The 13,226-nt window shown below is 28.0% G+C and carries 13 protein-coding genes; 5 read left to right on the forward strand and 8 right to left on the reverse strand.

Annotated elements, in window-relative coordinates:
* Positions 1-50: 50 nt before the first annotated feature.
* The 3 genes from FAY47_RS18530 to FAY47_RS18540 form a co-directional block, all read right to left on the reverse strand.
* On the reverse strand, positions 51-1,202 hold the full coding sequence (locus tag FAY47_RS18530; RefSeq protein ID WP_143318417.1) for an AI-2E family transporter: 1,152 nt from the start codon (positions 1,200-1,202) through the stop codon (positions 51-53).
* The gene (locus FAY47_RS18535) at positions 1,189-1,755 is read right to left on the reverse strand and encodes a GNAT family N-acetyltransferase (RefSeq protein ID WP_143318418.1); all 567 of its coding nucleotides are present in this window, start codon (positions 1,753-1,755) and stop codon (positions 1,189-1,191) included. The genes FAY47_RS18530 and FAY47_RS18535 overlap by 14 nt, the downstream gene beginning before the upstream one ends.
* Before the next feature lie 239 nt (positions 1,756-1,994).
* Positions 1,995-2,705 (reverse strand): GntR family transcriptional regulator, encoded by a 711-nt coding sequence (locus FAY47_RS18540; RefSeq protein WP_143318419.1) that lies wholly within the window; start codon positions 2,703-2,705, stop codon positions 1,995-1,997.
* A 161-nt stretch (positions 2,706-2,866) separates the two neighbouring features.
* On the opposite strand from FAY47_RS18540, the gene FAY47_RS18545 reads away from it, so the two are divergent.
* On the forward strand, positions 2,867-3,877 hold the full coding sequence (locus FAY47_RS18545; protein WP_143318420.1) for a cysteine synthase family protein: 1,011 nt from the start codon (positions 2,867-2,869) through the stop codon (positions 3,875-3,877).
* Positions 3,878-3,944: 67 nt separating this feature from the next.
* On the opposite strand, the gene hisJ is transcribed toward FAY47_RS18545, so the two are convergent.
* The 4 genes from hisJ to FAY47_RS18565 form a co-directional block, all read right to left on the reverse strand.
* Positions 3,945-4,739, reverse strand: coding sequence for a histidinol-phosphatase HisJ (gene hisJ, locus FAY47_RS18550; RefSeq protein WP_143318421.1), 795 nt, complete (start codon positions 4,737-4,739; stop codon positions 3,945-3,947).
* Complete coding sequence (locus tag FAY47_RS18555; protein WP_143318422.1) at positions 4,730-5,920, reverse strand: hypothetical protein; 1,191 nt, start codon at positions 5,918-5,920, stop codon at positions 4,730-4,732. The genes hisJ and FAY47_RS18555 overlap by 10 nt, the downstream gene beginning before the upstream one ends.
* A gap of 68 nt (positions 5,921-5,988) precedes the next feature.
* On the reverse strand, positions 5,989-7,338 hold the full coding sequence (locus FAY47_RS18560; protein WP_143318423.1) for an alpha-amylase family glycosyl hydrolase: 1,350 nt from the start codon (positions 7,336-7,338) through the stop codon (positions 5,989-5,991).
* Positions 7,339-7,365: 27 nt separating this feature from the next.
* Positions 7,366-8,259 (reverse strand): radical SAM protein, encoded by an 894-nt coding sequence (locus FAY47_RS18565; protein WP_143318424.1) that lies wholly within the window; start codon positions 8,257-8,259, stop codon positions 7,366-7,368.
* Positions 8,260-8,472: 213 nt separating this feature from the next.
* On the opposite strand from FAY47_RS18565, the gene FAY47_RS18570 reads away from it, so the two are divergent.
* On the forward strand, positions 8,473-9,027 hold the full coding sequence (locus FAY47_RS18570; protein ID WP_143318425.1) for a hypothetical protein: 555 nt from the start codon (positions 8,473-8,475) through the stop codon (positions 9,025-9,027).
* Positions 9,028-9,069: 42 nt separating this feature from the next.
* On the opposite strand, the gene FAY47_RS18575 is transcribed toward FAY47_RS18570, so the two are convergent.
* The gene (locus FAY47_RS18575) at positions 9,070-9,804 is read right to left on the reverse strand and encodes a TIM44-like domain-containing protein (RefSeq protein WP_143318426.1); all 735 of its coding nucleotides are present in this window, start codon (positions 9,802-9,804) and stop codon (positions 9,070-9,072) included.
* Between the two features lie 353 nt (positions 9,805-10,157).
* On the opposite strand from FAY47_RS18575, the gene FAY47_RS18580 reads away from it, so the two are divergent.
* The 3 genes from FAY47_RS18580 to FAY47_RS18590 all read left to right on the forward strand — a co-directional run bounded on the left by FAY47_RS18580 (position 10,158) and on the right by FAY47_RS18590 (position 13,153).
* Entirely contained in the window at positions 10,158-11,762 is a 1,605-nt protein-coding gene (locus tag FAY47_RS18580) for an oleate hydratase (protein WP_143318427.1), read from the forward strand.
* A gap of 90 nt (positions 11,763-11,852) precedes the next feature.
* A complete protein-coding gene (locus FAY47_RS18585) occupies positions 11,853-12,530 on the forward strand; it encodes a helix-turn-helix domain-containing protein (protein WP_143318428.1) in 678 nt (225 codons plus the stop codon).
* Positions 12,506-13,153 (forward strand): IS3 family transposase, encoded by a 648-nt coding sequence (locus FAY47_RS18590; protein WP_143318429.1) that lies wholly within the window; start codon positions 12,506-12,508, stop codon positions 13,151-13,153. The genes FAY47_RS18585 and FAY47_RS18590 overlap by 25 nt, the downstream gene beginning before the upstream one ends.
* Positions 13,154-13,226 lie beyond the last annotated feature (73 nt).

Genomic DNA, 13,226 nt, shown 5'->3' on the forward strand with positions numbered 1-13,226 from the left:
TATTATTATTCTTTTTAACATATTACTCAATGAATATTTTAAATGTTTTTCTATAATTTTATATCTTTATTTTTAAGTCTATTATTAGTTATTGTACCAAGTACCGTATATATTACTGCAAAAAGAGGTGTTCCGATTAATATTCCTAATATTCCAAAAGTACTTCCCCCTACTGTTATCGCAAGTAATACCCATAAAGCAGAAAGCCCAATTGAATTTCCTACTACCATAGGATAAATAAAATTACCTTCTATTTGTTGAATAACTATAATAAGTACAATAAACCACAACGCCTGCATAGGATTAACTATTAAGATAATGAATGCGGTTGGTATTGTTCCTATTAGAGCTCCAAAAATTGGTATCAATGCAGTGATTGCAATTATAGTGCTTACAAGTATGGCATAAGGCATCTTAAATATTATCATACCTATGAAGCATAACCCACCAAGTATTACTGCTTCTACACATTGTCCAATAACAAACTTAGAAAACTTATAATTTGATATTTCAGCTACTTTAAGTATCTTAGAAACCTTATCCTTTTCCATAAAAGCATATAACAATTTTTTAGTTTGCATCGATAACTTTTCTTTGCTAATTAGAATATATATAGCTATTAATATTCCCATAAAAACATTAAAAATAGCTGAAGTAACCCCTACAGTTATACTTAATATTTGTGAAATTAAACCACCTGTTACTTGTCCTATTATATTTAAAATGTTGGCCCCCATTGATGATATCTTTTCTGAAACCTCATTAAATATTTCCGTTGAGCCCATGGAGCCCATATATGTTGAAACGAAGTCTTGCAAAGATTTTACATAGCTTGGAATATTTTTAACTAGCGTTGAACCACTTTCAATGAGCTGTGGAATAACAAATAATATTATACCAACCGTTGTGCCAATAATTACAAACAATGTAATGATTATTGCTAACGGTCTTTTAATTCCATCCATATTTTTAATTTTAGCTTTTTCTAGAATCTTACCTATAACATTATCTTCAAAAAATTTCATAGGTAAATTTAACACAAAAGCAACCCCCATACCTATTAGAAACGGTTTTATAATTCCTATGCCTACATTTAATAAATTTCCAACAGTATTTAGATTCATAAAAATATATGCTACTATTATAATACATGTCGCCAATATTAAATTCGATTTAAACTTCTGATCCTTAAAATAATTCATTTCTTATCTCCTTTTTAAAAACATATCTTCTTAATCCACCATATTTTAACTTATCAGCTTCTATAGTATAATTTAATGATTTAAATGTATTTACACTATAAATATTATATGGAGATGCTGTAGCACTTAAAATTTTCATATTATTTTTTATAGCTTCTTTTTCTAATACTTCACAAATTTTTTTCTGTAATCTATTACCTCTATATTTTTCACTTACTAAAGTTGATTCAATTTGTCCAACTCTTAACAATTCTTCCCCTTCTAGCATTAAATCATAACCATAATTATGATTATCGTATCCATATTCACAATATACTCCCATAGCAATCAACGAATCATCATCTAGAAGGCACCCTAATATCTTTCCATTTTCCCTAATGCTCTTCTTAAATTCCTCTTTACTTGAAGGTGAATACCATTCTTTTTCCTTAAGTCCTTCCATTATTTCATCTTGCAGGTCCATTATTTTATCTAGATAACTCTCATCAAGGATCTTAAACTTTACACTAATCATACTTCCATCCTTTTCTCTAATTTCCAACTCAAAACTCATAAAATCCCTCACTTATTTAAATAATACTTATATACTATCATAAATAGGCAAAAAAAAAGAAGAGTAAATTTAAATTCACTCTCCTTTTAAATATATATTTTATGATTGAAATTGTTCTTCTGTTTGACCCTTTTTCTCTAACTTAAATCCACTCATATACATAGCTTTTATAAATAGAAATCAAACTACAGATACTACCATTATAGTGATTTTATTCACCTTGGAATCCATTACATTTATTACCTTACACTTATACTTTTAAATTCAAATCTATCACTTCTATGATGTGATTTTGAATATTCATATGGCTGTCCATTATCTAAAAATGCAATTTGCTCAACCTCTAGTATTGGAAAATTCTCTGCAATTTCTAAATTTTCTTGTTCTAATTCATTAGGTAATAATGCTCTCACAGTTCTGTGAGCACTTTTTATTTTAAGTTTTAATGTTTCTTCTATGTATTTATAAATTGAATTTCTTAACACATCTTTTTTAAGACCTGGAATTATATCGATTGGCATATAGGTATATTCAATTACATATGGATCATTATCAGCATATCTAACACGACATATATAGTAAACAAATTCATCTGTTTCCATCTTTAATTTATTTGCAATCTCTTCTGTTGGATTAATTACTTGAAATTCAATAATCTTTGAAACTATTTCTTTATTTTTAAAATTTCCAGAAAAACCTGTGAATTGACTTGATGCACTTACATCTGAAACTTCGTTATAATCCACATCTTTAACAAATGTTCCTGATCCTCTTCTTTTTACTACTGAGCCACTCATTACAAGTTTATCCATAGCCTTTTTTATCGTTATTCTACTCACACCATATTGTACACACATTTCTTTTTCTAAAGGTAATTGATCATTTGGCAAATATTCACCACTATTTATCTTATGTTGTATATCCAACGCAATTTCTTCATATTTTAACATCTCAATTCCTCCTTATATAAAATGGCTTTTACTACTTACATATAATATACTTTTTCTTAAATAACATTATATCATTATATTTGGATAATTAAATATTATTGTCAATATTTATAAACTCAACATATACATATATTAACTAGCATTAAAATTAAGGAGACTATATGGATACGGTTCCTGATAAAATTGCCGAACTAGAAAAACTTATTGGTAAAACTCCACTTATTGAAATCGATTTTAATTATAAGCATAAGGAATGTAAAATCTATTCAAAACTTGAATACTATAATTATACTGGAAGCATTAAAGATAGAATGGCTTTGTACATATTAAAAAAAGCCTATAACAAAGCTCATATAAAAAATAATTATACTATCATCGAAGCAACTAGTGGAAATGCAGGAATTTCTTTTTCTGCCATTGGTACTTATCTTGGAAATAAAGTTGAAATATACACGCCAGATTGGATCAGTGAAGAAAGTAAACTGATATTAAAAAGTTTTGGAGCGAAACTTCATTTAATTTCTCAAAGTGATGGTGGTTTCTTAGAATGTATAGTTCAAATAATAGAAAGAGCTAATACAAATAACAATATATTCCTACCATCACAATTTTCTAATGAAGATAATATTTCTGCTCATTATTTATCAACTGGTCCAGAAATACTAAATATCCTTCTAAAAAATAATATATCTCCTTCTGCCTTTGTTGCTGGTGTTGGTACTGGCGGAACTTTAATGGGAGTTGGGAAATACTTAAATGAATATAATAATTCAATAAAACTCTACCCCATTGAACCATTAAATTCTCCTATTCTTTCAGCTAAAAAAGAATTTTGTAAACATAGAATTCAAGGAATTGCAGATGAATTTATTCCGCCATTATTAAAACTTGATAAACTCCATAAAATTATTTCAATTGATGATGGAGATGCAATAATAATGGCACAAATGCTGGCATCTAAGCTAGGTTTAGGAGTAGGCATATCTTCTGGTGCTAATTTTTTAGGATGTGTAAAAGCTTTAGATATATTAGGATCTGATGCTGAAATAGCTACTATTTTCCCTGATGATAATAGAAAGTATCTTAGGTCCTATTTAGAAAAAACAGAGCCTCCCCAAAATAATTTTTTGTCACCTTCCATTGAACTTATAGGAATTAAAACTCTTATTTAATATAAATAAAAGAACTCCATTGAAGGTTTCTTAACCGCCAATGGAGCTTTTTTATTATAATAACTTATTAATTAAATTCATATGCTACATCTTCTGCTCTATGTGCATCAGAACCATATACTTCTGTAATATTATATTTTTTTATTAGTTCCATCAATATTCCTGAAGGATACTCTTCTCTGCAATATTCTTTTCTTATTCCTGCTGTATTATGATCTATTTCATAATTTCTATCCTTTATCTCTTTTACTATTTCCTCAAGAAGTTCTCTATTTTTATATTCAAATGGAAATTCTTTATTAAATATTCTTACTAAGGTAGAATGTCCTATCCTTTTCGGTTTAAATATACCCATGTCTGATTTTATAGATTTTAATAAGGTCTGAAAATATTTATCATATAACTTTTCTAAACTTCCAATAGCCTCTATAACTTCATTAAAAACTGCTTTATTATAGTCTATACAATAATATTTACTATCAATTTTCAAAAAATGTACTGAAAGTATACTATCTTCTATGTTCATTCCATACTTATATAAAATTTCTCTAGTCTGTTTTTCAAGTCCTTCAATATAATCTATCTCTGTGCCAATATTTATTTTAATCTTTCCTCCATATTTTTTTTTAACCTGCTCTAATTCTACTAAGTATTTAATAAATTCCTCTTCCTTTGGAGAACTTTCTAATATTATTTTTTCATCTATAAATCCTTTTGGTAAAGGCATATGTTCTGTAAAAGAAATTTCTTTCAACCCTTTTTCTAAAGCTTTTTCCACATATTTATCAAAACCATCATTTGTACCATGTGGACAATAAGGCGAATGTATATGACCATCTCTCACTATCTTATTTACTTCCATACACTCAAATCCTTTCCTTTAAACTTTTCTTCTAGCCTTATCCTTATATTCTCTATATATTTTATACTAAAAGGCAGGTATTCCTCAATTTTATTAACATATTCTTCAGAAAAAAAATTTTTACTCATTACTATTGAAAATAATATTAACATTACACAATTGTTTTTTATTAATTTCTTCAAGTTTGTTTTATTATTTAAAACACTATGTCCATCTATAAAATCAATGGTAAAATTCAACAGTTTATTTGCTAATCTATCTAAGCAATATTTATTAGCTAGCTGCGACATTATAGTCATATGATTATTTTTTAGATCATTCTCAATATCTTGAAGATCATCCCCTATTTGAAGTAAGAATCCATAACCTAGGCAGAAGTCCTCTTGTTCTTTTGATAGTTCTCCATTTATTAAATATCCATCTACTAAAACTGATGCACTTCCTTTCTTGATAGAAATTCCAAGTATATCATTTTCATAAGGAATTGTTACATTTTCTTGCTGCTCTAAACTATTTATTTGTCCCTCTTGTATATTTATTAGACTATAATAAACCTTAGTATACGTTTTTCTATCAAAAATCATCTCTATACATTCAATCATTTTATCTATCTTTATCTCATTATCTGTAATATCCAGCCGTTTCCCTCCCTTTAATCTATTAAGCAGTCTATCATTAAATTTTATCTTATCTATCATACTAACATTTACATCATCTAAATAATTATCAGTATATGGATATAACATACTATACCCATATACTGCTTTATTAAACTCCACTTTATTAAAGAAAATAGCTTGAAGAATATTAGCAATCCATACATTTCTCGTCGCTTGTCCAATGCAATATATACTTATATCATTGTCAAATTCTTTTGCCATATTTATAAATTTTTTTGTACTTTCTATCATGCCATCCCTTACATGCTCATCCATATACTGCAGTTTAAAAATCGGGTCATTTTTTATATACTTTTTAAGTAACTTCTCGCCTTCCTTACTCCATTCTTCAAAATTTTCTTTTCCCATTGGTTTAGAATCAATATAGCTACTAACCTTTTCCCAAATAACATCAAACTGTTTCTCTTTTTTCACTTTATCTGATAAACTTATTTTTTCTATATTAAAATTGGGCAAACTTGATGAACTCCACCACTTTTCTCGTAATAAATCATAATTCATATCAATTCCTCTAATATCTCTTTTTTAATCAATTATTATATTATTCTTATGTAAAAACAAGAAACTAACTAAGTTTCTTGCTCTTCCAATATTTTGCTATCATAAGGTTTTGCCATTATACTAACTTTTCCTTCTAATACTTTTATTATTTCATCTTCATTAAGCCTATTTACTAACTTCTTATTATCACCTATCCTAAATTCCAACTTCTCCTCCTTATCTGAAAGATTTAATACTACATATATATTTTTTCCATTATATGACCTCTTAAAGATAAGTTGAAAATTTTTTGTAACTATCTCAGAAAAATCTCCATTTCTTATAACTTCTAACTCTCTTCTCAATTTGCCTAACTTCTTTATATGCAAATATAGTTTTTCATTTTTATTTAATATATTATTGATATCAAGACTAGGTCTCAAATCATCATCCAAGCCATCATGCTTTATGCCTTCTAATCCCCATTCACTTCCATAGTAAATCGAAGGAATTCCTGGCATACAGTATAATAAAGTATATACATTGTACAAATGCTTCTTATCTTTTAAAGTGCTAGCTATTCTATTAACATCATGATTGTCGACAAAATTATAAAGATGTAAGTCTTTATATATTCCAAAATTCCCATGCTGTCTATTCATTGAATATGCTATTTCAAAATAATTCTTTTCATTATGTGAAGAGTAAATTCCTTTGTAACATTCGTAATTTGTCACAGAATCTAGCATTTTCTCATTTGCCCATAATTTATAATCTCCATGTATAACTTCCCCCATTAACCAAAAATCATTTTTCTTACTTTTACAAAAAGTATTCAAACATTCAAAAAAGTTTCTATCCATATAATCCGCTGCATCTAATCTTAAGCCATCAATTTCAAATTCTTCTATCCAAAACTTAATAACCTCAAATATATAATCCATAACTTCTTTATTCATAATATTTAATTTAACTAAATTATAATGACCATTCCACCCTTCGTAGGTAAAATCATCTCCCATAGGGCTTTTTTCATTGAAATTTACATTCTTAAACCAATTGATATATAAAGATTTTTCTCTATTCTTTTTAAGATCTTCAAAGGCCCAAAATTCTCTTCCAACATGATTAAAAACCCCATCTAAAACTATCTTTATATCTTCCTTATGAAGTTCTTTACAAACTTTTTTAAAATCTATATTAGTTCCCAGTCTTTTATCTATCATAAAATAATCCTTTGTATCATATCCGTGTTCACTTGATTCAAATATAGGACCAAAATAAATAGCATTAATAGAAAGCTTTTTTAAATGTGGTATCCATTCCAATACTTTATTAATTCTATTTACTGATTTCTTTTCATTATTAATCTTTGGTGCTCCACAAAAACCTAATGGGTAAATATGATAAAATATACTTTCATTAATCCATTCATTCATTTTTTTCCTCCCTTATCTAAACACTTTTTAAAACCAACTTAATTGTTCTTCTTCATAATATTTTTTATAACCCTTTATTATATCTTTCATTTTATAACATATTCCATATTTATTACATTCATTAACAAAAACTTTCCATAAAGAATCAGCCCATTTTGATCTACACTCATAGTCATTTCCATATGTATCAATATATTTTTTTACAAGTTTTTCATCATGAAAAATTTCAGCTAATTTTTCGTAATAATATTGTCTTTGATAGTTTCTCAATGTTACCCCAATTCCTGTAGAATAAATAAATTTTGCTCCAGACTCATAAGCTTTTTTCACTATATTCTCTATATTCTCTGCATCATCATTAATAAAAGGTAATACTGGCATAAATAATACTCCAGTATAAATTCCACTTTCAGCTAACACTTTTATAGCATCAAATCTCTCTGAAGATGAGCATACATTAGGTTCAATTTTTTTACATAGTTCATCATCATATGTTGTTATTGTTATTTTTACTATTACAGGAGAATGTTCTTGTATCTTTTTTAATATATCTATATCTCTTATAATTAATGAACTCTTTGTCGCAATTGACACCCCAAAATTTAATGTATTTATTTCCTCTAATGCCGATCTAGTTAACTTTAACTTTTTCTCATATGGGTTATAAGGATCACTCATTGCTCCTGTTCCTACTACGCCTTTTCTTTTTTCTCCTCTTAATTCCCTTCTTATTATATTTATAGAATCCTTTTTAACTCTAACCTTTTCAAAATTACTAATCTTATAACAATCACTTCTGGAATCACAATATATACATCCATGACAACATCCCTTATAAATATCCATATTGTAATTTACTCCAAACCATATGTTATTCTGACTATAATTTGATATTATATTTTTTGCAGCTATATATTCCATTTCTACTCCTAATCCTATATTGACACAACCTTTTTGCCTACTTCAATTTATACAGTCTCAATATATTTCTTATTTTTCTATTTAATTATGTATTTTGACTAATAAATACATATAAATTATGTTTAGTATATTTCTTTACACTTTATTTACATAACTGTAATAATAGTGTATACTTTTGCTTGGGAAGTTATATAAAATTAGGGGGAATTTGTTATGAAAAAAACCTTATCATTACTATTAGCTTTTTCAATTTTTCTATTATGTGGATGCGGGAAAATTGATAAACCAACTTCTGTTGTAAATGATTATTTTAATAACATTAAATCAGCAACAAATTCTGAATTAAGCAAAGAAATTGTTCCATTAATTGCAGACAGTAGTAACGACTCATTGACTAAAGAAACAACAGATATTTTATCTGACGCCTTATCTAAACTTGAAGTAGAAACAACAGATGAGTCTATTGACTCAAACTCTGCCACAGTTTCTGTAAGTGTTAAAGGTATTTCTTTATCTTCATCAATGAAATACTTGTTAGATAAAATTGAGTCTACTCCTGAATTACGTTCTTTAAATAAAGCTGATTTAAAAAATAGGATTACTGAAATTCTAATCGAGGGAATTAAAAATTCAGAACCAGAAGATCGTAAGGGAACATTAAACTTATCAAAAGAAAATAACAAATGGATACTGAACACCAGTGATGATGATTTCAATAAAGTAATATGGGGTGTTACAGAATCTCAACTTAATTTGTTAAAGCACTAACATTAAATAAGGATACTAATCTTTTAAGACTAGTATCCTTATTTAATTTGGGGAAACCATGCTTAAAAATTTTCTTTGATCTACTTCTTCTTTTAACAATCTCTCATCTAAAACCCATTCTTCACCAACTAGGGCAACTTTCCAATATTCAAATATCCTTTTTCGATTAGTATCACCTTCAACAATTTCTCCTGTTATATCACTTATTTTATAATCAATCATTGAAGCCTCAATATAGAACCACATATAATCTTTTTTATAATTATATTTAATCATTCCTACAGATCTAGTTGTAATTAATCTAATCTTGCTTAGTATGTTAATACTATGCTCTTTTTTCATATAGTCTATTTCTTTTTTATATTCATTATAAATACTTTCACTTATGTAATCTTTTGCAATATCTATATTACGCTTAGTCCACGCCTCTTGAATCTTATAAAATATTTCCTCAGTTCTATCTTCAATATCTACATAGTTCCAATCACAAAAATATTCTTCAGAATCTTCAATAAGTTTTACCTTTTCTTCAATATCATTATCAATGCACGCTTTATATATAACTAATTCGCCACCAGCTAAAAAAATTATAATTGTCCATGAAATTAAATTTCCTATATTTGAATCTTCACTCCAATTATTTTGTTCCTCATCTACTTTTTGAAAAGATCTAGATAATATACTGTTGTCTATCCTAAAAAAATATATAATTGATAATTGTAATAATATACAAAATAATAACGGAAATAAGAATTTTAATTTCTTCTTTACTTTCAAAACTTTTTCTCTCCTTTGCTTAAACCTTTAATACGTCTATTGTATGAAAAATAGTTTATTAAAACTGAATATTTTAATACTTCTAATAAGAATCTTTGCTTCATTATTGGCCTCTACTATTAAATTTTCATCTTATCAATTTAATCATATCCTATATTATACCATAAAATATAATTTTTAGAATAATTTATATTCCCCACTTACTATATATTTTAACTTTTTTTACTATTATTAACGATTTATTAATAGTTTATCTACACATATTCTTATCTCTAATGTTATATTTATATTATCCAAATTATATATTAATTGGATATACGTTGAAATAACATTTATATTAAGGAGGACTTATAATGACTAAAAAATACAAAGTTAATGAAAATACTAAAGTATATTTCGTAGGTGGTGGACTTGCATCTATGGCAGGAGCAATATTCCTTACTCGAGATGCTAGAGTAAAGGGCGAAGATATCACAATTTTTGAAGAACTTAACATTGATGGTGGTAGTTGTGATGGGTCTGGAAATGCTGAAGATGGATATATGATTAGAGGCGGAAGAATGATCAACTATGAACATTATACAGCTATCTTAGATATGCTAAATTCAATTCCATCTTTAACCGATTCTCAAACAACAGTTAGGGATGAAATATATAAATTTAGTAATGAAACAAAAACTTGTTCTCATGCACGTTTAATTGGTGAAGATCATAATATACTAGATGTTAGCTCATTAGGACTAAATAACGATGATAGAGTATCTATGGTGAAATTACTTCTTGCCGACGAAGATAAACTTGCACCTGTTAGAATTGATCAATTATTTTCACCTCATTTCTTTGAAACTAATTTTTGGTATATGTGGGCTACAACATTTGCCTTTCAACCTTGGCATAGTGCTTTTGAATTTAAAAGATATGCACATGCTTTTATAAACGAAATGCCTAGAATTAATACATTGGCAGGTGTACATAGAACCCCTTATAATCAATACGATTCAATAATATTACCAATACAAAAACATCTTGAGAAACTAGGTGTTAAGTTCCAAAACGCAAGTAAAGTAGTTGATATTGATTTCAAGGAAGAAAATGGAGAAATGACTGCAAAAGCAATTCATCTAATTAGAAATAATAGGGAAGAAATTATTTCTGTTAATGACAATGATCTTGTATTTGTTACAAACGGTTCTATGACTGAAAATGCAACTATAGGAACTATGGACAAGCCAGCTCCTGCTCCTACAAAAGAAGGAAATGGTTGTTGGGCCCTATGGGAAAATTTAGCTAAGAAAACTCCTGAGTTCGGTAATCCAACTCCTTTCTGCAATAACATTCCAGAATCAGTATGGCAATCATTCACAGTAACTTTAAAGGATAAGAAGTTCTTAAAAAAATATGTTGAATACTCAAGCAACAAACCTGGAACAGGTGCTTTAATGACATTTAAAGATTCAGGATGGTTTATGAGTATAGTAGTTCCAAAGCAACCCCACTACATTAATCAACCAGAGGATGTTGAAGTATTCTGGGGATATGCACTTCACCCTGAAAAACCAGGTGACTATATTAAAAAACCAATGCTTGAATGTACTGGTGAAGAAATATTTATGGAACTTTGCTATCAACTTGGATGGATTGATGAAGCATCTGAATTCCTTAAAACAACAATTTGTTTGCCATGTATAATGCCTTATATTACAGCTCACTTTATGACTCGTAATAAAACAGATCGTCCATTAGTTATTCCAAAATGCTCAACTAATTTAGCATTTTTAGGACAATATGTGGAATTACCTGATGTTGTATCATTCACAATAGAAATGTCTGTCCGTACAGCACAAGAAGCTGTTTACACATTCTATGACTTACATGATACAAAGATTATTCCACCTTTTTACAAAGGAGAAACAGATTTAAAAGTTCTTCTTGGTGCAGCAGCCGCAATGATGAGTTAATTTTAAAGACCAGTGATAAAATAATGATATGCTCCCTTTATAGTAGACAGTTAAAATAAAAAACTGTTGCTATGAAGGGAGCATTATATCATGGGAAGAAAAGTCAAGGCATCACCTGAAATTAAGATAAAAGTTGTTAAGGAGTATCTAGCAGGAGAAAAAAGTGTAAAACAAATAGCTTGTGAATTACAAGTTAATTGTCATTCAGTGGAAGACTGGATACGCAAGTATAAATCTTTTGGTTCAGAAGCACTAATAACTAAGAACAAAAATACTTGTTATCCTCCTGAGGTTAAAGTTAAAGCTGTAACTGATTACATTAACGAGAAAGGATCTTTGTATGATATTTGTATTCTCCATAATATATCATCTCATTCAGTTCTCATACGTTGGATAAAAAATTATAATGGTCATAAGACATTTAAAACTCATAATACACAAGGAGCTACTATTATGACCAATGGAAGAAAAACTACTTATGAAGAAAGAATACAAATTGTTGCATTTTGCATTTCTAACAACAATGATTATAAATTAACTGCTAATGAATATAAAATTTCATATAATCAAGTTTATACTTGGGTAAGGAAGTATATTGCGAATGGCGTTGACGCGCTAGTCGATAGACGCGGTAAGCATAAATCATTTGAAGAATTAAGTGAATCTCAAAAAATTTCTGCACAATTTAAGATTCTAGAAGCAGAAAATAGACGTTTAAAAATGGAGAATGATTTCTTAAAAAAATTACAGGAGATAGAAAGGCGGTAGATAAATCAAATGTTCCTCAAAAGAATAGGTACATTGCAATAAAAGAATTACATGAACTTGGATATTCAATATGTGATTTATGTAAGTGTGCAAAAGTTACACGTTCTGCTTATTATAAGTGGTTAAATCACAAACTAACTTCAAGAGATAAAGAAAATGCTGTTATTTTAGATGAAATTCTAAAAATCTATTCAGAAGTCAACGATATTTATGGATATAGACGTATAATGTTAAATGTTAATAGGAGATTGAATTCGAGTTTTAATCACAAGCGTATTTATAGACTTATGAGATCTATAAAACTTACATCCGTAATTCGTAAGAAAAGAAGAAAATATATTTATAGTACTCCGCAAATTACAGCTAAAAATGTATTGAATAGAGATTTTATGGCAAACAAACCTAATGAAAAATGGTTAACTGACGTTACGGAATTTAAATTAACTAATGGAAAAAAAGCTTACTTAAGTGCAATATTAGATTTAGGTGATAATAGTATTGTTTCTTATGTACTGGGTTATTCAAATAATAATAAATTGGTATTTGATACCCTCGACAAAGCTATTGCTAATAATCCAGCTGCTGAGCCACTATTTCATAGTGATCGCAGTTTTCAAGTGTGACAAGAAGTTGCGTGATACATTGTCGTTAGACTACCCCATCCATTCGGGGTAACTCTATCGTGACTAGCGTGAA

The organism is Clostridium sp. HBUAS56017 (assembly GCF_007115085.1).
GTDB lineage: Bacteria > Bacillota > Clostridia > Clostridiales > Clostridiaceae > Clostridium > Clostridium cibarium.

Coding starts and splice junctions, on each gene's coding strand:
- FAY47_RS18530 (WP_143318417.1), bottom strand. CDS start 1,202: ATGAATTATTTTAAGGATCAGAAGTTTAAATCGAATTTAATATTGGCG.
- FAY47_RS18535 (WP_143318418.1), bottom strand. CDS start 1,755: ATGAGTTTTGAGTTGGAAATTAGAGAAAAGGATGGAAGTATGATTAGT.
- FAY47_RS18540 (WP_143318419.1), bottom strand. CDS start 2,705: ATGTTAAAATATGAAGAAATTGCGTTGGATATACAACATAAGATAAAT.
- FAY47_RS18545 (WP_143318420.1), top strand. CDS start 2,867: ATGGATACGGTTCCTGATAAAATTGCCGAACTAGAAAAACTTATTGGT.
- hisJ (WP_143318421.1), bottom strand. CDS start 4,739: ATGGAAGTAAATAAGATAGTGAGAGATGGTCATATACATTCGCCTTAT.
- FAY47_RS18555 (WP_143318422.1), bottom strand. CDS start 5,920: ATGAATTATGATTTATTACGAGAAAAGTGGTGGAGTTCATCAAGTTTG.
- FAY47_RS18560 (WP_143318423.1), bottom strand. CDS start 7,338: ATGAATGAATGGATTAATGAAAGTATATTTTATCATATTTACCCATTA.
- FAY47_RS18565 (WP_143318424.1), bottom strand. CDS start 8,259: ATGGAATATATAGCTGCAAAAAATATAATATCAAATTATAGTCAGAAT.
- FAY47_RS18570 (WP_143318425.1), top strand. CDS start 8,473: ATGAAAAAAACCTTATCATTACTATTAGCTTTTTCAATTTTTCTATTA.
- FAY47_RS18580 (WP_143318427.1), top strand. CDS start 10,158: ATGACTAAAAAATACAAAGTTAATGAAAATACTAAAGTATATTTCGTA.
- FAY47_RS18585 (WP_143318428.1), top strand. CDS start 11,853: ATGGGAAGAAAAGTCAAGGCATCACCTGAAATTAAGATAAAAGTTGTT.